We start from the raw sequence: 20,810 nt of genomic DNA on the forward strand, positions 1-20,810 counted from the left end.
AGAATGAAGCGAAAGTACTGTCAATACTTCAGTGCGTTTCTAAGTTTGCACAGCTTCAAGTAGTAAAAATGACACTAAGTTGAGAGGAGAAACTTGTAAATTTATGATTTGATGTCTCCTGTAAAAACTCAACATTTTATATTTTAAGGTTTTGAGTCGGATTGTTGAATAGGTTCAAATGACTGTTTTTGATAATGGTGTCGCAATTAGAAGGATTTTTATGACTTGTAAATGAGTCTATAGTAATGAATATTTTTTCCTGTTATGTGCATGATCACTTGGTTTGTGTGTTGTTGCCAGAGAGACACATGTCCAGCAAAATGTTGAGGTATTTAGACAGGCTCTCGACACTGAAGGTGTCTTTTCCCGTCAAAATGGCAGTCATCTACACAGAAACCCTACATAAAATAAAAGAGAAACGAATGGAGGTGGATGTATGGCAGTGGTAAGAGCGACAAGCTCTGATATTGATCTCATGGCCAGACTTCTGAGAGCGGAGGCAGAAGGTGAAGGAAAGCAAGGGATGCTGCTCGTAGGAAATGTGGGCATCAACCGGTTGCGTGCCAACTGCTCTGACTTTAAAGGGCTGCGTACGATTCCACAAATGATTTATCAAGAGCATGCATTTGAAGCAGTCACGCATGGTTATTTTTATCAACGAGCACGAGAAACAGAAAAAACACTTGCACGGAGGAATATTAACGGAGAACGATTTTGGCCAGCAAAATTCAGCCTTTGGTATTTTAAGCCGCCTGGTAATTGTCCACCGACTTGGTACAATCAGCCGTTTGTGGCAAGGTATAAGTCTCATTGCTTTTATCAACCAACCGCTGAAACATGTGAAAATGTCTATAACACCTTTTAAGTTTGATGAACAGCACAATCCTCTTAGTCAACGATTGCAGAGGATTGTGTTTTTCTTTTTTTCAAAATGGGTAACCATTGTGTATCAACTAGATGAAGCACGTGATAGGAGGAAATAAAGATGTATCAAGATTTAAAAGGAAAAACAGCCATTGTCACAGGTTCTTCAAAAGGAATCGGACAAGCCATCGCATTACGATTTGGACAAGAGCAGATGAATGTGGTTGTGAACTATAAAGGTGATGAAGAGGGTGCTGAAGAAACGGTCCAAGCCATTCAGCAGCGCGGAGGTAGGGCGGTGAAAGTACACGCAGATGTCTCCGAAGAGGAAGGAATTCAATCCATCATGGATACAGCACTGGAGCATTTCGGAACAGTCGATGTATTCGTCAACAATTCAGGCTTTAACGGCGAAGAAGCGATGCCGCATGAGATGACGCTTGAGCAATGGCAAAAAGTCATTGATGTGAATATTACAGGCGCCTTTTTAGGGGCAAAGGCTGCAATCGCCTATATGATGGAGCATGACATCAAAGGATCGATTTTAAATATATCCAGTGTTCATCAGGAAATACCGCGCCCGTTCAATGTTCACTATTCCACTTCCAAAGGCGGAATGAACATGATGACAAAAACGCTGGCTCTTGATTATGCGGAAGCAGGTATTCGGATCAATGCGATTGCACCAGGTACAATGGCGACCGAATCGAATGATGATTTGCAGGATGAACAGAAAAAACAAAAGCAGCTTGAAAAGATTCCGATGAGAGCATTTGGTGAACCGAAGGAGATTGGGTCAGCCGCTGCATTCCTCGTATCTAAGGAAGCTTCGTATATCACAGGTACCACTTTATTTGTAGATGGAGGAATGACGCTTTATCCTTCTCAAATCAATGATTAATTCAAAAAAACATCCGCCCATTCAGCCGGCGGATGTTTTTTGTTCGTAGCGGTGTGCGGCTTTGGCTGGTTTGCCGAGTAGCATCGGGTATTTGCTTAGGAAGGAGATGCATGGCACCATGAGCAGCAATGTTCCGATCGTGTAAAAGAGAGTCCAGGAAAGCTGCGCTGTATCTGCAATACTGATGCCAAGTCCATAATAAACAAGTGCTTTCATGATATCGATGCCGGCAAACTGCAAGACGAGAATCACAATGGAATTTCGACCGAGATAGGTCAAAATAGGGGACGTTTTGAATTTAAAGCTTAAATAAATCACGGCAGCTGAACCGAGCAGTGCACATGCATAGAAAAGAAAAAGATCACCATAGTCATTCACGCGCATATCGATTCGTGAATTAAAGCTTTGCATGTAAGCAGTCAGTACAAGCAGACCTGTACATAGAAGAAGGGTTGGGTCTGTCTTTAATTCCACAAACCATTGCTTTGCCAAAAAGCCAATTGAATAAAACACAACAGCCGTCAAGGCGACATTGGCATTCCACGGTAGGCTTTGGTCTAAAAGCAAGGTAGAGGCATATCCAGCACCTCCGCAAAGGACGGTCAGTAAGATCAAGACAGCAGGTTTCCCTTTTGTCAGACGATGCATAAAGAAAAAGATCATTTCCACTAAAAAGAGTGTCGTTAAAAACCAGATGGCTGGGTTATGCGTGAGTCTAGCTTCATCTGCATTGGATATAAAAATACCTGTAAACGGAACGAAAGGGTCAATATCCGTTTGTCCCTTAAAGGCAAAAAAACGAGTAACGGTGAACCAAAAAACATACGTAATGATGGAGAAATAGAGATAGGGCAAGAGTAAGCTCTTGGCTTTCTTCTGAATAAATGACAGAGCAGGGAGTGAGGATGATCGAAACATCATGCCGGATAGTAAAAAGAAAAGCGGCATATGAAAAGAGTAAATGAATTGCTTTAACGAATCTGGAATGGGCACATGCGCCATGACCACGAGCAGAATACCGATCCCTTTAGCCGCATCGACCCATTCGAGTCTCTTATTCATGGCCTGTCATCTCCTTCCTTCTAGCGTCGTAAACGGGTCTTTCATATGTACCTCTACTATATAAAAGGTACACCCCTTATGCGTTTACAGTTCGCTAACGATTAGAAGACACAGTTGCGATCAGATGACAGGCGGAAGGATTTTGACATCTTGATGTTACATTTCCCATTTTTTATGACAATGTAAAAAAAAGCCAAGGGAATTGGCTTCAAAATAATTCGGCGATTCGTTTGAAGGAGCGCTGTTTTTCTATCGGATCAAATGAATTGTTTAGAATCATGATGTCATCCGTTTGGTAGCGGTCCATCAAGCTAAGTAATTGCTCTTTCACCGTTGCCTTTGAGCCGACGATCATCCGCTGGCGGTTTTGTAACATTTTTTTCTTTTCCTGCGTGGTGTAATGATAGGTACTGGCTTCTTCTATAGAAGGGACGCGGCTGTCCAGTCCTTTTTCAACACGCAGCAGCCATAAATCTGTACTGCTGGCGATCCGTTCGGCCTCTTCATCGGTTTCACCACAAATGACAAACACGGCAAACATAGCGTGCGGCTGGGTGGAAAAGACAGATGGAGAAAAGTGAGACCGATACGTCTCAAATGCTTGTTTGCCGCGTGCAGGGTGGATAAAGTGACCAAAAATATAGTTGATCCCAAGTTCCGCTGCCTGCACGGCACTATTTTCTCCGAGACCAAGTAGCCAAACCGGCGGATGAGCATCAACAAGCGGAGAAGCTTTGACTCCTGCATGCGGGTGCCTAGAAGGCAGGCTGTCTGATAAGTAAAATAGAAGATCCTTCAGCTGGCGGTCAAACTGAGATAGATCTTTATGCACGCCGTCTGTCAAAGCAAGTCTCGTCCTTTCAATCCCGCCCGGAGATTTGCCTACACCGATTTCTATTCGTCCAGGATACAGAGCCTCAAGCTGCCGCGTGACCTCTGCTACTTTAAAGGGGCTGTACTGCGGAAGTAAAATGCCGCCAGACCCGGTACGTAAGGTCGATGTATGAGCGGCGATATGTGCCATTAATATTTCAGGTGCTGTACTAGCGAGCCCTCTTGTGCTGTGGTGTTCAGCAAACCAATAACGCTCATACCCAAGAGTTTCCGCAAGTTGAGCCAGCTGCGTTGTGTGAATCAATGTCTTTTGCGCTGTCTGACCTTTAGGAATAGCGACTTGATCTAATATGTGAAGTGATGGCATCATCAACATCCTTTCATTTACACGGTCAATGTTCTTCATTTCAGTATAAAGAAATCCTTGAATAGAAGGAAACGAAAGGGTTTATCCTTTGATTTCATGCTTTATCTTTTCTATATCAACATACGAAAACACATCAATACGTTATTTATCAGCAAGAGCTGTGGACGAGAATTTTCGACAATGTTTCACATGAAACACTTCATTTACGACATGAACCATTTTCAACATGGATCTTTCGTTAAAAAAATATCATCTGTTTGAAACCTATCTTGAACGTAGATCGTATATACTAGTAAATAGAAAAAAGAGTAAGAGGCTCCAATGTCATTTCATGAATTTTGTCGAATTTTCATGTATGATGATTTTAATAGGGTCCATCGCTTAATAAATAGATTTTTATTATGCTGGAGGAGTGATTGATTTGGCGATTACATTAGAAAAAGGTCAACGTATTGATTTAACAAAAGGCAAAGCAGGGCTAACGAATATTCTTGTTGGACTTGGCTGGGACCCTGTATCACAAGGCGGCGGATTTTTAGGAAAGCTGTTTGGCGGCGGAGGCGGCGCTGATATTGATTGTGATGCTTCAGTGCTCATGCTGAAAAATGATAAATTTACGGAAAATAAAGATTTGATTTATTTTGGCAACTTGAAAAGCAAATGCGGCAGTGTCGAGCATACAGGTGACAACCTGACTGGTGAAGGAGACGGAGATGATGAACAAGTCCTCGTCAACTTGAGCAAGGTGCCGGGCAATGTGAATAAATTGGTGTTTGTTGTGAACATCTATGATGCACTTAGAAGAAATCAGCATTTTGGTATGATTCAAAATGCGTACATTCGCATCGTTGATCGTTCAAACAATCAAGAATTAGTGAAGTATAATTTAAAAGATGAGTATGCAGGGAAAACATCATTAATCGTCGGAGAGCTTTATCGTCACGAGAATGAGTGGAAGTTTGCGGCTGTTGGGGACGGTACAAATGATGCGAAGCTTGCCGATATTACGAGAAACTACATTTAATTAGAAGGGAGAGGTTCCTAGTGGGAATTTCTTTAGCGAAAGGTCAAAAAATTGATTTAACAAAAACAAATCCAGGTTTAACAAAAGTGGTCGTCGGTCTTGGCTGGGACGTCAATAAGTATGACGGCGGACATGACTTTGATCTAGACGCAAGTGTATTTCTTTTAGATGCGGCAGGTAAGGCAAGCTCTCCATCGGATTTTGTCTTTTACAATCAAACAACTGGCGGAGGCGGCAGTGTCGTACATACAGGCGATAACCGCACTGGTGAAGGCGACGGAGATGACGAGCAGGTCAATATCGACTTATCAGCTGTACCAGCGAGTATTGAGAAGATTTCATTTGTCATTACGATTCATGATGCGGAAGCGCGCAGTCAAAATTTCGGACAAGTCACGAACGCATATGTGCGTATTTTAAATGCGGCATCAAATGAAGAACTGATTCGATACGATTTGGCAGAGGACTTCTCCATCGAGACAGCGATTATTGTAGGTGAATTATACCGTCATGGCGGGGAATGGAAATTCTCAGCTGTCGGATCGGGCTATCAAGGCGGACTTGCCCGCATTGCAACGGACTTCGGTTTAGATATCGGGTAACGGCTAGTTTTATATTTTCAGGAGACAGGAGAGGGACGAATATGGCGATTCAGCTTTCAAAAGGACAACGTGTCGATTTAACAAAAACCAACCCAGGGCTGACGAAAGTGATGATTGGTCTTGGCTGGGATACGAATAAATATTCTGGCGGAGCCGAATTTGATTTGGACGCTTCGGCATTCTTAGTGGATGCAAACAATCGTTGTCAGCAAGACACAGATTTTGTTTTCTATAATAACCTTCAGCACCCAAGCGGCAGTGTCACTCATACAGGTGATAACCGGACCGGTGAAGGAGATGGAGATGACGAGCAAATTCTCGTTGATTTCTCAAAAATTCCTGCTAACATTGATCGTATCGGAATTACAGTGACGATTCATGATGCAGAGACGCGCAGCCAGAATTTTGGACAAGTCTCAAATGCGTTTGTTCGTGTTGTAAATGAAGAGGGCGGGGAAGAATTGATTCGCTTTGATTTAGGGGAAGACTTCTCAATTGAAACGGCTGTCGTAGTGTGTGAATTGTACCGACACGAAAGCGATTGGAAGTTTAACGCGATCGGAAGCGGATTCTCTGGCGGACTTGCAGCTCTTTGTCAAAATTATGGGTTAGAAGTATAAACGAGAGAAACAAAATTCAAGAGGCGCTGCCAATGACTCATTTGAGGGCCTTTTCCAAAGTGAGAAAGAAACAGCGATCAAGAATAACAGCAGGCGAAAGCCTGCTGATGCTTCTACACTTATAGGAGGAAAAACAGTTGGATATTTTGAAACATATGTTGGACACGTATGCCTCGTTTTTTGATTGGCATATGTGGGCAGAGGTATTAACAAACCCTGTCTCTTGGGGGCTCATTGGGACCCTTGTTGTGCTTGAAGGATTGTTATCAGCAGATAACGCACTTGTATTAGCTGTCATGGTGAAACATTTACCAGAAAAGCAGCGTAAAAAGGCATTAACCTACGGATTAATTGGCGCTTATTTCTTCCGTTTTCTATTCATTGGCGTAGGGATGCTGCTTATTAAGTTTTGGTGGATTAAGGTTCTCGGAGCTGCATATTTAGCATGGCTTGTCATTAAGCACTTCTGGTTAGGTGACGGCGATGACGAAGCGAAGGAATTGAAAAAAGAAGGCTGGATGATTCGTGTATTTGGCGTGTTCTGGGCAACCGTTATTTCTGTGGAAATTATGGACCTTGCCTTCTCGGTGGACAGTATTCTTGCGGCATTCGCTGTATCTGAGGAAGTATGGATTCTGCTATTAGGCGGAATGCTTGGAATTCTCATGATGCGTACAGTGGCACAGTTATTCCTTGTCCTCATTGACCGTGTTCCAGAGCTTGAGAATACAGCGTTTATTCTCATTGGAATTATTGCCATCAAAATGGGCTTAAGTGCTGCTCATATTGAAATTCCGCATGTCGCATTCTTTGCGATTATTATCCTAGCATTTATCGGGACGTTTATTGTTCATAAAATGAATAAGAAGAAACATCAAGATGTGACAAACGAAGCTGCGGCTTCAAAAGAAGAATAGGACGATCAAAAAGGAATGGAGTTGACTAGCGGCTCCATCCTTTTTTGAATCATCAGGTCATTGATTTATTTTCTCTAAACAACAGGAGGTGGCACAGCATGCGGTATTTTCGATTTTTATCAGAGGCGATGCAGCACGATCTTTTTTTCAAGCGGCCGGGGGCGATGCATTCACTGACACCGAGGCATGTACTTGCGCATGCATTAGGTGCTACTTTGTATATGCCTGCGACAAGACAAGATATAGCAGATATGCTGCTGTCGCAGAAATATGAAGCGCTTTGCTCTGTTGTATTTTGCTTGGAGGATGCCATCGGTGATCAAGAAGTGGACATGGCTGAACAGAATCTAGTGGCACAATTGGCCAGTCTCAAAGAGAAAGTCACGCATGCGCCTGAAACGGCTGAACATTTGCCTCTTATATTTATTCGCGTTCGTTCGCCGAAACAGCTGCTCAAAATGGCAGACTTGCTCGGCTCCTCTCTTCAATTACTTACCGGTTTTGTGTTCCCGAAGTGCTCGGTTCATAATGCGAAGGATTATTTGGACAGTCTGAAACAGGCATCGTCCCAAACGCAGACAACCCTTTATGGGATGCCCATTTTGGAAACACCCGATTTACTAGAAAAAGAAACAAGATATACGGTGTTGTCAGAGTTAAAGCAGATCTTGCTGAATGACGAAGAATATATTTTGAATATTCGCATTGGGGCAACGGATCTTTGCGGTTTGTACGGAATTCGCCGTGATCGTAACACGACCATTTATGAGATTAATTTGATTGCTGATTTGATCACAGATATCACCAATTATTTTGGCCGTTCCTTTGTGGTATCAGGTGCTGTGTGGGAGCATTTTGGCCCTGCACGAAAGGAACAAAAGCCATTCATCCGGGCACTTTCTCATAAGAGTGGTGAATCGTCTTCATCTGAATTTGATGACGTACAAGGTTTACTCAAGGAGACAAAACTCGATGTGGCTAACGGCATTCATGGAAAGACGGTCATTCATCCAACACATCTCAAGCCGGTTCAAAGCATGTATGTTGTAACGAAGGAAGAGTATATGGATGCATTAAGCATTCTTGAACATGCAGACGGCACAGTTGGCGTAATGAAGAGTACCTTCTCTAATAAAATGAATGAAACGAAGCCCCATTACAGATGGGCAGAGCACATTATAATGAAGTCAGATATTTACGGGGTGTTTCATGAAAATAGAAGCTATATCGACATACTCACAGAAGCAGAAGCCGCATACGCTGAGCATCTTGGAACATATGGAAGTTGAGCTTGTTCTCAAAGAAGGTGCGCTTCAGCTAGAAAAAGAGCATCTCTTTGACATGGCAGCAAGGGTGAACAAAAAAAGAGCCTTTTTATTCGTTAGTAAGGTGCTCGGTAAGCACATTCCTGTTCATCCAGTAAAACCGCTCCTTGTCTCGGGTCTTTTAGCCATGGCGTATGCCAAAGAGCAAACAGGCAAGACGTCTCCGCATCAAGAGCTTTTAGTAGAAGCACTCAAGACGGATGACCACACGGTATTAACTAAAGCCTACGAAGCGCTCAAAAAAGAGAAGCTTTCAATAGGAAAACAGCCGATCGTGATCGGCTTTGCAGAAACAGCCACAGCTCTTGGTCACGGTGTGTATGACGTATTAGAAGGAGCATCTTACATTCATACGACACGTGAACAGCTGCTGGATCTTGATCCTTCATTGGTATTTGAAGAAGAGCATTCGCATGCAACGGATCAGCTTTGTTATGCAGACGAAGCATTACTTCGCACAGACCGTCCCGTCGTGCTAGTAGATGATGAAGTCACGACAGGCCGTACGAATATCAATATCATTCGGGACCTTCATGCAAAGCACCCGCGACATTCTTACATGATTCTTTCTATTTTAGACTGGCGGACAGAGGAGCACGAGAAAGCCATGTGTGAGCTTGAAGAGGAGCTTGGTATTCACATCACCTCATTGTCTTTATTAAAAGGGCAAATGGTCTTTCGAGGCAAAACGCTGGATGAACCAGCTTATTCGTATAAGATAGCTGAGCAAAAGGATCTGCCAAGTCTCTCTGTTCACTCCCTTCAATCCTTCTTTCAGCAAAAGCCGTATGCACGTTCTCATGCAACCAATTCGGCTGGTCATTCGCCATATATACATGAAACGGGTCGTTTTGGTTTAAACGCAGCAGATACGGCAGCCATCGACCAAGCAGCTGCAGAGGCTGGACTGAAACTGAAGAAGGAACGCAAAGGAAAGCAGACACTTTGTTTAGGAACAGGTGAACTGATGTATGTACCGATGAGAGTGGCTGCACATATGGGAGAAGGTGTTCTCTTTCATTCAACGACGAGAAGCCCAATTCATCCCGTTGAAAAGGATGGATACGCTGTTCAAAATGGGTTCACCTTTGTGAGTCCAGAGGATGCTCGAATTCAGCACTACGTGTACAACATACCAAAAGGTCAATACGATGATGTATTTCTCTTCTTTGAGAAAAAGGTCTCTCAGGAGGCATTGCTTCCGCTTGTTCATTTATTTGCCGAGCGGCATGTGAAGCATGTGCATATTGTGACTTTATCAGACGAGGTGAAGGTGAATGGCTAATGTGTATACAAAGATGGGAAGCTATCCAGAGCAGGATGTAACCTTCTTACTCAAAGATTTATCATCCATTGAGATGGAGAAAAGTACAGAGGAGCGGGAGCGTTCGATTCAGAGTGGTGCGCATTATTCAGAAATGCTGCCGATTGAATATAAACCAACCGAATCTTATATGGATTTATTCTATGAATCTCTGAAAGAAAGTAAGGAGAAGGTAGCAGAAGCGGTAGCTGTTGTAGCAGAACAGATTGTGAAAAAGCGAGGCTTCCAAACGGTGCTTTGCAGTTTGGCTAGAGCGGGAACGCCGATCGGGGTACTCATCAAACGATATATTCGAAAGACATATGGTCTTGAACTGCCTCATTACAGCATCTCGATTATTCGTGATCGAGGAATAGATGAGAATGCGCTACATTATATGCTCAAGGAACATCCGGGCTATGAGATTGCCTTTATTGATGGATGGACCGGAAAAGGTGCGATTTCGAGAGAGCTCCAAAAAGCGGTGATTGATTTTGAAAGAAAGTACGGTATTCGTCTTTCTAGTGAACTAGCTGTACTCGCTGATCCTGGCTATTGTACACATGTCTACGGAACGAGAGAGGACTTTCTCATTCCAAGTGCTTGCCTGAATTCGACTGTATCTGGACTTGTTAGTCGTACGGTACTAAACAACCGCTGGATCAATGCCGATGATTTCCATGGGGCAAAATATTATGAAGAGCTGCTTGATGAGGATGTGTCCAATCTGTATGTGGATACAATTGAAGAAGCATTTTCTAGCCTCGAACCAAATGTAGGAGAGAAAGCAGAGACCATTCTCACGCAAGGAATGCCTGCGGATTGGCGGGGAATGGCGTCCATTGAAGCGATCGGTCAGGAGTTTCAAATTGAAAATACCCATTTGATTAAGCCGGGTGTTGGTGAGACGACCCGTGTGCTGCTGAGAAGAATCCCTTGGAAAATCTTGATACAGCCTGGGTCTCAGGAGAAGCTAAAGCATATTTTGCTTCTGGCAGAGGACAGGGGCGTTCCTGTCATTGAATACGCCAATATGTCCTATACGTGCTGTGGACTCATTCGTCCGCTGGAGCAGACGTCATGAAGACAAGTGCGTTTGCCAGTGATTTAGACCGCACACTGATTTACTCACATCGAGTGCTGGATCAGTATACGTATGAAGGAGATTATGCTTTAGTTGAAATGCTGGATGAACGTCCGCTTTCCTATATGTCGGTTGAAACGAAGAAGTCTTTGCAGACGATTCATCAATTGGGCTGGTTCATTCCAGTGACGACAAGAACGACCGCTCAGTATGAACGGATCACCTTCTTTCAGCAAGAGCTCAAACCGGAGTATGCTATCACGACAAATGGGGGATGTATCCTTCATCGCGGCAAGCCGCTTGAGGATTGGCAGGTCATCGTTGATGAGAGGCTCAAAGCGTGTATGTCAGTCAGAGAGATGCTAAGAGCCATCTCCGAACTTCCAGTTGCGGCATGGGTGAAGCGTACCCGGACAGCCGAGGGAAGATTTCTTTATTTGATTATGAAAGATGAGTATCTGTCTCGCATTCCACTTGCTGAATTGAAGCAGTGGGGCGAGGAGAGAGGCTGGCAGGTGTCTCTACAAGGACGGAAGCTTTACTTTATTCCGAAACCGCTCAATAAGTGGGATGCTGTTGCTTTTCTAAAGGAACGGTTGGAGCTTGAATATGTATACGGTGCGGGTGATTCCCTCTTAGATGCAGGTCTCATTCGTCAGGCAGATATGGGCTTTGCCCCAAGGCATGGAGAAGTGCTCGACTTTGATTCATTACTTGAGCCGACAGCAGCATCTGGCATGGCAGCAGCAGATGAAATCACCGCTTGTGTCATGAAGCAGATGACGACCGCAAAAAAGCCTTCGATTCGATAGCAGAAGTAGAAGGGTGAATGATATGATAGTAGTAGCTTTCGAGAAAATATAGGAGAAAGGAAGGAGCGGCGTGAGTTATAAAGAAATCAATGTTAACCAAACACGGGCGGAGCAGGAAGCCTGGAAAAACGTGCTGAAAAAGCCGCTCCCTGAAAGAGACGGTTATGTCAAGGACGAGCATACATTGTCCTTGCCGCGTCTCGCCGCCCGGGTCCTTGGAACTCCGCATGATGCAACCGATTATTTTATTTATTTACATGAATTATATGAAACAGATGGCATTCATATTTTAAGTGAAACGCTCAATCGTCATATTGAGCCGGAGCATTTTCAAGCGCTTCAACGCATTCATTTGATTAACCAAGAAGAAAAAGGATTATCTGTGAATCGCTTTGTGGCTTTCTTAGATGGTGAACAGCTGATTGTACGCCATCCAAACCCTGTAATGAACCGGCATATCCGCCTTTCATTGATCAAGGTGTTTGAGCATTTCAAACAGCTGCATGAAGGGGGATTTCAGCATCCCGATTTCCGCCGGGTTTTGCTGGATGTAGTAAAGTTCTCAAATAATCATCTAGGTCCATGGCTGAAGGAAGTCAATATAGAAGAAAAAATGCCGGCTGTCATTTGGTATGGAGAGGCGAATAAAAGTCAGCTTTATTTTCTTTACTATGTCATGCTGATTGGCTGTGATGTTGTGCTATTTCATCCAGAGGGCGAGGATTCGTTCCGCGAACTAGATCCAGAAGAAAAGCTGACTTTTATTGATCAGTATCCGGGGACTTCAAAGCTGGAACCGTTCCCTACTGAAAAGCCTGAGAGGAAGTCAACGGTGGCGTACCGCTCGACAAGAGAGCTTGAAGAGGTGCTCCACACGGAAGATTCAATGCTGTATAAGCCTTGGCAATTCAGAGATCATACTCCTCATTCTATTACGCTGAAGACAACGTATGATGAGTTGTTTTTAATTGCAAAGGAACGTTCCTTTATCCGCCCTAATTTTCAAGCAGACCGCGACACGATACAGATCCCGAATCTCTTTGCGAAAATGATGGGGGTCACTCGAGACAAGCGTGAATACTGGGATCGTATCCACACGTTAATGGAATGGAAAGAGACGAAGACCATTCGCCATTTTCCTTTTACGAAAGAAGTGTCTTCGAATTATCAATTTCATTATCAGCATGCCCTTTCTTCTGCTGGAGAGATTGATCCTGAATTATTAATGAAAAGCAACGTGTGGCAGTTTTCTCATCTATATGAGGGGACGCAGCGTGCGATAGCAGAGGCGATATCTCGAATCTGTCAGCATCCGAAGCTAATAAAAGAAGGCAATGAGACTGAATTAGATGTCCGTATTTATTTATTCAAACAGGTACTGCATATCGGCCAGGAGCTCATTGAACTCATTCAAACCTTTGATTATGCACAAACTGTACCGAAAGTGATTTTATATCATACGGAATATAATGGTGAGCTGACTCGTTCTGATGCGGCTGCCCTCATTTTCCTAAATGAAATGGGTGTGGATCTCTTCGTGTATCATCCGGCGGGATACCAGTGTATCGAGCGATATATAGATGACCAATTATTTGATACCCATTGGCTTGATGAGATGGTTATGAACCAGGAGTTTAAAGAGCCGTCCATCGTAAGAAAATTATTTCAATCCATTAAAAACCGATAAGGAGATCAAAGCTTATGACAAATACAAACGGAAATGACATCATTTCAATTGATAAAGAGGAAATCTCCATTGAGAAGGCAGACGATATTCGCGTTCAGCTTCGAAATGAACCAGAAGTGCAAAATATTGCAAGACAGATCGATGCGAAAAATCAGCTGGATCTGCTTGAATACGGAAAACAGCCGGCCGTTGAAATCTCTAAGTTCTCTGATCGTATTCTTTCGATGATGCGTTCAACTAGTGTCACTGACTCAGGAACGATGCTGACGCAGCTTGGAAAAATTATGGATCGTTTTGATAAAAATGATTTTGACGAGCCAAAGGGTGGTTTACTGTCAAAAATCTTTAAACGCGGCGGCAGCATGATTGAAAAGATTTTCAGTAAATATCAAACGCTCGGTGCAGAGATTGAAAAAATTAATGTGGAAATCAGTAAATATAAAGACGAAATGACAAAATCGACTGTGACGCTTGAAGAAATGTATGAGCATAACATTCAATACTATATGGAGCTTGAAAAGTATGTCGTTGCAGGTCAAATGAAAATCGAGGAATTAAAGCAATTGGTTCCTTCTTATGAAGAAAAAGCAGCTAGTGGAAACCAGCTCGCACAAATGGAGCTTGATACACTTCGTAACGGCATTCAAGCGTTGGAAGAGCGTGTATATGACCTTGATATGGCACGGATGGTGGCTCTTCAAACAGCACCGCAAATTCGTTTGCTGCAGCGTGGGAATACGAAACTAATCGGTAAAATCAACTCAGCGTTCATTATCACGATTCCGATCTTTAAAAATGGCATCATTCAAGCTGTGACAGCGAAAAGACAAAAGCTTGTGGCTGATTCAATGAGTGAGCTGGATAGAAGAACAAATGAAATGCTGAAACGAAATGCTGAAAACATCTCAAGCCAAAGTGTGGAGATTGCCAAATTGTCTGGACGTCCAAGTATCGACATTGAAACGATCGAATCTTCCTTTAATACGATTGTACAAGGGATGAAAGAGACAAAACAGATCGAAGAAGAAAACAAACGATTACGCGAAGATGGAACAAAGCGTATGCTTGAATTACAAGATAATATTAAGCGAGCTGCCCTAGAGTCCTAAAAAAATAAGCTGTCTGTAACTAAAGTTGCAGGCAGTTTTTTAATATTTTAATTAAAATTTGAATGAAAAAGGTTTCTATGTGACCATTTTCGGGTAAATCCTGTTCAGAGGAATGGTTCACCCATGTTTGAAAAAGTTCGCTATGGTGAGGATTTGAGTTATTTTTTAGCACAATTAGGAATTTCCAGTAAAATATTGTCTGATGAGAGGAAATACCCCGTAAATTATGTTGTTTATGAAGCATTCTATAGGATTTACGAGTAATACGGCGTATAAACTCTAATCACCAGACCTCTTATAGGGAATTCATACATATTGTGCAGAAATAAGCGAATTCTAAAGATTGTTCGCATCATAACGCTTATGTTACGGTTATAAAGATGCTAATTTGGAGGGAAAATATGAATTCTGAAGAGAGAAATATCAAAATCAAGATAAATAATGTATCTAAAATTTTCGGTAAAAATGCTAAAAAAGCAACTCAAATGCTTGAAAAAGGGAAAACAAAAAGAGAGATCCTAAAAGAGACTGGCGCAACAGTTGGTGTCAATCGAGCAAATTTTGATGTGTATGACGGCGAGATATTTGTCATCATGGGGCTATCAGGGAGCGGAAAGTCCACACTTGTGCGGCTGCTAAACAGGTTAATCGAACCAACCTCCGGCGAAATATATATTGATGGGGATATGATAACAAATATGTCAAAGGATCAATTGCGTGAAGTCAGACGGAAAAAGATCAGCATGGTCTTCCAAAACTTCGCATTGTTCCCGCACCGCACCATTCTTGAGAACACAGAGTATGGTCTTGAATTACAAGGTGTAGACAAAGAAGAGCGCCACTCAAAAGCGCTTGAATCTTTAAAGCTTGTTGGACTTGAAGGCTTTGAAGAGCAATATCCAAACCAATTAAGTGGTGGGATGCAGCAGCGTGTTGGATTGGCACGTGCATTAGCAAATGACCCTGACATCTTATTAATGGATGAAGCATTCAGCGCACTCGATCCATTAATTCGTAAAGACATGCAGGATGAATTGCTTGAGCTTCACACATCTGTAGGAAAAACGATCATTTTCATTACCCATGATTTAGATGAGGCGCTTCGGATTGGCGACCGCATTGTGCTCATGAAGGACGGGAATATCGTCCAAATCGGAACACCAGAAGAAATTTTGATGAACCCATCGAATGAATATGTTGAACGTTTCGTTGAAGATGTCGACCTTTCTAAAGTATTAACCGCTGGTCATATTATGAAACGTGCAGAAACAGTTCAGATCGACAAAGGGGCTCGTGTTGCACTTACGCTCATGAAAAACCTTGGAATTTCGTCAATCTATGCAGTCGATAAGAAAAAGCATTTATTAGGTGTTATTTCTGCACAAGCAGCGAAAAAGGCGGCAGAAATGGGAGCATCGCTTGAAACTGTTCTTGATAAAGAATTCACGACAGTATTGGAATCAACGTATTTGACAGAAATCTTTGATGCGGTGTCTGATGCGGCAAACATTCCAATTGCCGTTGTCGATGAGAAAAACAGAATGAAGGGTATTGTGGTCAGAGGTGCATTAATTGGTGCGTTATCAGGTAATGATGAGTATATCAACATGTCTTCTAACAAGCTTGAGGAAATTAAAACACAAGAGCCTTCTGCACAGGAGGTAGAATAAGATGTTTAGTATGAGTGATTTACCTAGAATTCCGTTCGCGGATTATATCGATCGATTTGTTGACTGGTTAACATTAACCTTTGGTGGTTTCTTTGATGGGATCACAAATGGATTAGCAGGTACAGTAAATGGAATTGTGGCAGTACTTGGTGTGATTCCATCCATTATTTTAACCCTTATTTTTGCAGGCATTGCTTGGTGGATCAGTACAAGAGGAATTGCTCTTTTTACACTTATTGGATTCTTGCTGATTGACTATTTAGGCTACTGGCATCCAATGCTTCAAACACTTGCGCTCGTTTTAACAGCTGTGGTCATTTCCATCGTAATCGGGGTTCCGATCGGTATTTGGGCATCACAGAAGGAAACTGTGCGTAAAATTGTGACACCTATCTTAGATTTAATGCAGACAATGCCTGCATTCGTTTATCTATTACCAGCCATCTTCTTCTTTAACATTGGCGTTGTGCCTGGAGTTGTGGCATCGGTTATTTTCTCTATGCCGCCAACGATTCGTATGACGATTCTCGGTATTAAACAAGTACCAGCTGATTTAATTGAAGCAACAGAAGCATTTGGTTCAACGACATTCCAGCGTTTGTTCAAAGTTCAGCTTCCACTTGCAACAAAAACCATCCTAGCTGGTATTAACCAAAGTATCATGCTTGCTCTATCAATGGTCGTCATTGCGGCAATGGTAGGTGCACCAGGACTTGGTTCAGAAGTATATAGTGCGGTAACGCAGCTGAAAACAGGAATTGGATTTGAAGCAGGTATTGCCATTGTCATTGTGGCAATTACACTTGACCGTATTACACAAAACATTAAAACGAAAAAAACCAGGGGGAATGCTTAATGTGGAAAAAGTCTCTCTACATTGGGATGACCGCCCTGCTTGTCTTTTTACTAGCCGCTTGTGGCGCAAAGTCGGACTCAAATGCGAGTGCAGCACAGCAGGTGAATAAAACCATTATCGGCATTGATCCCGGTTCAGGAATTATGGCGCTAACGGATCAAGCGAAAAAGGATTACGGCTTAGAGGATTGGACGGTTGTGTCTGCATCAAGTGCAGCCATGACTGCAACTCTCAAAAAATCTTACGACCGTAAAAAGCCAATCATCATCACTGGCTGGAATCCACACTGGATGTTTTCTCGCTATGATTTAAAATATTTAGATGATCCAAAGAAATCTTACGGTGAAGCGGAAGAGATTCATACGATTTCACGTAAAGGGTTTGCAAAGGATCAGCCGGATGCAGCCAAAATGCTTGGTCAGTTTAAATGGTCTCAAGATGACATGGGCGAAGTCATGATGGATATCCAAGATGGTATCAATCCAAAGGATGCCGCCGTTAAATATGTGAAGAAACATAAAGACCAAGTAGCGAAATGGACAAAAGGCGTGAAAAAGTCGAATGGTGACAAAGTCAATCTTGCCTACGTTGCGTGGGATAGTGAGATTGCAAGTACCAATGTTGCTGCAGAAGTACTGCGTGAGCTCGGATTTAAAGTAACCTTGACTCAGGTGGAAGCAGGTCCAATGTGGACAGCAATTGCAACTGGAAGTGCGGATGCCTCGTTATCTGCTTGGCTACCAAATACGCATAAAACGTATGCAGCGAAGTTTAAAGGGAAATATGATGATCTAGGCACAAGTATGAAAGGTCTTCGCATGGGTCTAGTTGTTCCGACATATATGAAGAACGTCAACTCGATTGAGGATTTGAAAAAATAGCCAATTATGATGAGATTCCCTTATAATAGAAGGGAGCATATGAAAAAGCAGTCTGCTCAAAAAGCGGCTGCTTTTTTTCTTATATATAAGGAAGGTGGACGAGTTGTCGATGATGGTTAAGCCGATCATGATTTTCCTGCATGGTGGAGGAGTAAGTAGCTGGATGTGGCAGGAGCAGATAAAAACATTCAAGGAAGCGTATGAATGCTATACGCCTGACCTCATTGGTCACGGGACTAGAGCAGATGAACAGTCATTTTCCATGAGAGAAAGTGCTCTTGAAGTCATCTCATGGATCAAGCAGCATGCGCAAGGACATAAAGTAATACTCGTTGGCTTCTCTCTAGGTGCACAGGTTGCCGTTGAGGTGTTATCAAAAGAGCCTGACATCGTAGACATAGCCGTCATCAATAGCGCTCTTGTAATGCCGCTGCCATGGCTTTACTTGATGGTGAGACCTCTTTTACCTCTTACGTATCCATTATTAAAGAAAGATTGGTTTATCGAGCTCCAAGCTGAAAAAATGGGGCTTCCAAACGATGTACTCAATCACTATGTGGCGGATTCGAAGAATTTGCAGAAGAAAACCCTTCTGACGATGTTTCAAGAAAATCTCCATTACAAGCTCCCAGACACGTTTCAACAAGCGAAGGCACGAATTCTTGTCACAGTGGGGGAAAAGGAAAAAGGCATCATGAAACGGTCAGCAAAGAAAATAACGAATTCACATCCGCAGGCAGCAGGTGTCGTCGTTCCCGCTATTGGACATACATTTACGTTTGAGAAGAAAGAACTGTTTATGGATATGGTTCAATGCTTTATAGAGGAACGCACATTACCAGTGGAATTAAAGGAAATCAAGTAACTGAAAGTAAAGACAGGCATAAAAGAGGCAGCCAAATCTTAGAACCTATATGATAGAGGTATAAAACGCTTACAGATGAGCTACTGTCTGACTGAAAGCTCATGAGACGTAGAAGGAGGAGCTATGAGTAAAAACTATATCATATTCGGTGCAAGTCAAGGATTAGGGGATGCTTTTGTTAAAGGTCTTCCGACAAGCGGAGATACAGTTTGGATTGTGTCTCGAAGTGAACCGAGCAGTTTGAAATTAGATGACGGTGTACATAGAATTTGGCTGAAAATTGATTTATCAAGCCAATCTCATATCCCATACATGATCGAAGCATTGGGGGACAAAACCATTGATGTCCTCATCTATAACGTCGGCTTATGGGAAAAACGAGGCTTTGAAGATGATTATTCATTTGATCACGATCAGCCAGAGGATATCGCTCATTTAATCAATGTGAATGTCACGTCTACGATTACTTACATCCAAGCACTGCTTCCGCACGTAAGAAAATCGGAGAATGGAAAAATCATCGTGATTGGTTCAACGGCGGGACTTGATCATACAAACCTACCGCAAGTTTCTTTTGTTGCATCTAAATTTGGCCTGCGCGGAATTGTGAATGCACTAAGAGAGCATGTGAGAAAAGATAAAATATCTGTATCCAGTATCAATCCAGGAGAGCTGGCAGCGGAGGTACCATATGAAGATGGTGCCGAAAAAGCCATCGCTCTATATGATGAAACGAGAATTCCTGTACAGGATATAGTAGAGCTTGCGAGATGTGTGATTCATTTATCAAGGGTATCCTGTGTAAAAGAAATCAACGTCCCAGCAATGACAGATTTGAATGCGTAATACAATCAGACCACCCGTTTAAAGAAAAAACGGGTGGTTTTTTGATTTTATGATGAATGCTGCTGAAGGGTTTGATAAACAGCTTCAGTCAAAATCTCAATGCCGGTAAAAATAGCAGAGCGGTCGAATGTCATATACGGATGATGTAGACCGGGCTTTAGATCACAGCCTAAACCAAGCATCGTGGATTTGATATGCGGAACCTTTGCTGCATAAAAGTGAAAATCCTCTCCGCCTGTCGTTACAAGCGGAGGATCGAGCTGCTCTTTGCCTAAAACCTTTTCAATGGCTTGAGACATCATCTGAACGGCTTCCTCATTTAAGGTGGCGGCAGGCAGACGATGATCTGTTGAAAGGGTAATGGAAGCACCAAAGGCATCCGCTACAGCATGTACGGCTCTTTCAATTTCTTTTTCTAGTTCATCCATCACTTCATTTGTTTGTGCTCTGACATCTAATGTAAAAGAAGCTTTGCCAGGGATGATGTTTGAACTGCCTCCGCCAGCATGTAGGTTGGTCATTTTCACAGAATGTGCAACTCTTGGATCGACATGAATATGCGCGAGTCTTTGCACGAGGGTAGAAGCCACTTCAATGACGTTGACCCCTAGGTGCGGGCGTGCACCGTGGGCTTCCTCACCAATAATTGTGCCGATGTAATGATTACTCGATCCATGCAAGATCGCAGGTGCGCAGCGTCCGTTTAATGTTTCTTGAATTGGGCGCACATGCACTCCGTATAAGTAATCAACGTCTGCTAGCACATCTTTTTCAATCATTTTCAGCGCACCGCCGCCTTTTTCCTCAGCAGGCTGAAAAATGAACCGGATGGTGCCGTTTGGGAGTTCCTTTTCTTTTAATGCCATGAAGGTGCCGAGAGCCATTGTCATGTGTGCATCGTGACCACATGAATGATTGGCTTGAAACTCACCATCTACTTCCTGCCAAAGTGCATCAATATCGGCTCTCACAGCGACCACTGGTGCGCCTTCTCCAATTTCACCGATCACTCCTGTACAGTCGTCAAATGTTCGAGTCTGACAGCCCATTTTCTTTAATAAGTCCTCAAGATAAGCCGTCGTATTCGTTTCTTCCCAGCTGATTTCAGGGTGGGCGTGCAGGTGATCAAAGATGTCTTTCACCGTTTGCTGCATGTCGTTTGTCAAAGTTGTCATGAATAG

20 protein-coding genes are annotated in these 20,810 nt (G+C 42.9%); 17 read left to right on the forward strand and 3 right to left on the reverse strand.

All coding sequences use genetic code 11. The annotated features are described in order from the left end of the window. Positions 1-436 precede the first annotated feature (436 nt). Both MHI33_RS02005 and MHI33_RS02010 read left to right on the forward strand, forming a co-directional pair. Positions 437-865, forward strand: coding sequence for a cell wall hydrolase (locus MHI33_RS02005; protein WP_003217242.1), 429 nt, complete (start codon positions 437-439; stop codon positions 863-865). A 120-nt stretch (positions 866-985) separates the two neighbouring features. Continuing rightward, a complete protein-coding gene (locus MHI33_RS02010; RefSeq protein ID WP_065098733.1) occupies positions 986-1,765 on the forward strand; it encodes a glucose 1-dehydrogenase in 780 nt (259 codons plus the stop codon). 21 nt (positions 1,766-1,786) lie between these two features. Here MHI33_RS02010 and MHI33_RS02015 read toward each other — a convergent pair whose 3' ends face one another. Both MHI33_RS02015 and MHI33_RS02020 read right to left on the reverse strand, forming a co-directional pair. Then, positions 1,787-2,827, reverse strand: a complete 1,041-nt coding sequence (locus MHI33_RS02015) for an acyltransferase family protein (RefSeq protein ID WP_113768655.1) — start codon at positions 2,825-2,827, stop codon at positions 1,787-1,789. A gap of 208 nt (positions 2,828-3,035) precedes the next feature. Continuing rightward, positions 3,036-4,028: an LLM class flavin-dependent oxidoreductase gene (locus MHI33_RS02020; protein WP_340908684.1), complete on the reverse strand. Its 993-nt coding sequence runs from the start codon at positions 4,026-4,028 to the stop codon at positions 3,036-3,038. A 421-nt stretch (positions 4,029-4,449) separates the two neighbouring features. On the opposite strand from MHI33_RS02020, the gene MHI33_RS02025 reads away from it, so the two are divergent. The 15 genes from MHI33_RS02025 to MHI33_RS02095 all read left to right on the forward strand — a co-directional run bounded on the left by MHI33_RS02025 (position 4,450) and on the right by MHI33_RS02095 (position 19,629). Further along, positions 4,450-5,052 (forward strand): TerD family protein, encoded by a 603-nt coding sequence (locus tag MHI33_RS02025; RefSeq protein ID WP_044139240.1) that lies wholly within the window; start codon positions 4,450-4,452, stop codon positions 5,050-5,052. Between the two features lie 20 nt (positions 5,053-5,072). Next, complete coding sequence (locus tag MHI33_RS02030; RefSeq protein WP_034664247.1) at positions 5,073-5,654, forward strand: TerD family protein; 582 nt, start codon at positions 5,073-5,075, stop codon at positions 5,652-5,654. Between the two features lie 41 nt (positions 5,655-5,695). After that, a complete protein-coding gene (locus tag MHI33_RS02035; RefSeq protein WP_003216935.1) occupies positions 5,696-6,274 on the forward strand; it encodes a TerD family protein in 579 nt (192 codons plus the stop codon). A 137-nt stretch (positions 6,275-6,411) separates the two neighbouring features. Further along, on the forward strand, positions 6,412-7,191 hold the full coding sequence (locus MHI33_RS02040; protein WP_106066540.1) for a TerC family protein: 780 nt from the start codon (positions 6,412-6,414) through the stop codon (positions 7,189-7,191). A gap of 98 nt (positions 7,192-7,289) precedes the next feature. Beyond that, on the forward strand, positions 7,290-8,480 hold the full coding sequence (locus MHI33_RS02045; protein ID WP_044139242.1) for an HpcH/HpaI aldolase/citrate lyase family protein: 1,191 nt from the start codon (positions 7,290-7,292) through the stop codon (positions 8,478-8,480). Continuing rightward, positions 8,470-9,801, forward strand: a complete 1,332-nt coding sequence (locus tag MHI33_RS02050; protein WP_340913755.1) for a phosphoribosyltransferase family protein — start codon at positions 8,470-8,472, stop codon at positions 9,799-9,801. The genes MHI33_RS02045 and MHI33_RS02050 overlap by 11 nt, the downstream gene beginning before the upstream one ends. Next, entirely contained in the window at positions 9,794-10,903 is a 1,110-nt protein-coding gene (locus tag MHI33_RS02055; protein WP_034620706.1) for a cysteine protease StiP family protein, read from the forward strand. Before MHI33_RS02050 ends, MHI33_RS02055 begins: the two co-directional genes overlap by 8 nt. Then, positions 10,900-11,715, forward strand: coding sequence for an HAD family hydrolase (locus MHI33_RS02060; RefSeq protein ID WP_340908693.1), 816 nt, complete (start codon positions 10,900-10,902; stop codon positions 11,713-11,715). Before MHI33_RS02055 ends, MHI33_RS02060 begins: the two co-directional genes overlap by 4 nt. Positions 11,716-11,785: 70 nt before the next feature. Next, positions 11,786-13,402, forward strand: coding sequence for a YceG family protein (locus MHI33_RS02065; protein ID WP_340908697.1), 1,617 nt, complete (start codon positions 11,786-11,788; stop codon positions 13,400-13,402). A gap of 14 nt (positions 13,403-13,416) precedes the next feature. Then, the gene (locus MHI33_RS02070) at positions 13,417-14,511 is read left to right on the forward strand and encodes a toxic anion resistance protein (protein ID WP_044139248.1); all 1,095 of its coding nucleotides are present in this window, start codon (positions 13,417-13,419) and stop codon (positions 14,509-14,511) included. A 401-nt stretch (positions 14,512-14,912) separates the two neighbouring features. Further along, complete coding sequence (opuAA, locus tag MHI33_RS02075; protein WP_044139249.1) at positions 14,913-16,181, forward strand: glycine/proline betaine ABC transporter ATP-binding protein OpuAA; 1,269 nt, start codon at positions 14,913-14,915, stop codon at positions 16,179-16,181. A 10-nt stretch (positions 16,182-16,191) separates the two neighbouring features. Then, positions 16,192-17,037 (forward strand): glycine/proline betaine ABC transporter permease subunit OpuAB, encoded by an 846-nt coding sequence (gene opuAB, locus MHI33_RS02080; RefSeq protein WP_044139281.1) that lies wholly within the window; start codon positions 16,192-16,194, stop codon positions 17,035-17,037. Continuing rightward, positions 17,037-17,918, forward strand: coding sequence for a glycine betaine ABC transporter substrate-binding protein (locus tag MHI33_RS02085; RefSeq protein WP_185108268.1), 882 nt, complete (start codon positions 17,037-17,039; stop codon positions 17,916-17,918). The genes opuAB and MHI33_RS02085 overlap by 1 nt, the downstream gene beginning before the upstream one ends. Before the next feature lie 109 nt (positions 17,919-18,027). Next, entirely contained in the window at positions 18,028-18,783 is a 756-nt protein-coding gene (locus tag MHI33_RS02090) for an alpha/beta fold hydrolase (protein WP_340908703.1), read from the forward strand. A 123-nt stretch (positions 18,784-18,906) separates the two neighbouring features. Continuing rightward, positions 18,907-19,629, forward strand: coding sequence for an SDR family oxidoreductase (locus MHI33_RS02095; protein WP_340908706.1), 723 nt, complete (start codon positions 18,907-18,909; stop codon positions 19,627-19,629). Between the two features lie 47 nt (positions 19,630-19,676). Here the strand turns inward: MHI33_RS02095 and MHI33_RS02100 are convergent, their stop codons facing one another. Further along, complete coding sequence (locus MHI33_RS02100; protein ID WP_340908709.1) at positions 19,677-20,804, reverse strand: M20 peptidase aminoacylase family protein; 1,128 nt, start codon at positions 20,802-20,804, stop codon at positions 19,677-19,679. Positions 20,805-20,810 lie beyond the last annotated feature (6 nt).

It is taken from the genome of Bacillus sp. FSL K6-2971 (assembly GCF_038006405.1).
Taxonomy (GTDB): domain Bacteria; phylum Bacillota; class Bacilli; order Bacillales; family Bacillaceae; genus Bacillus; species Bacillus pumilus.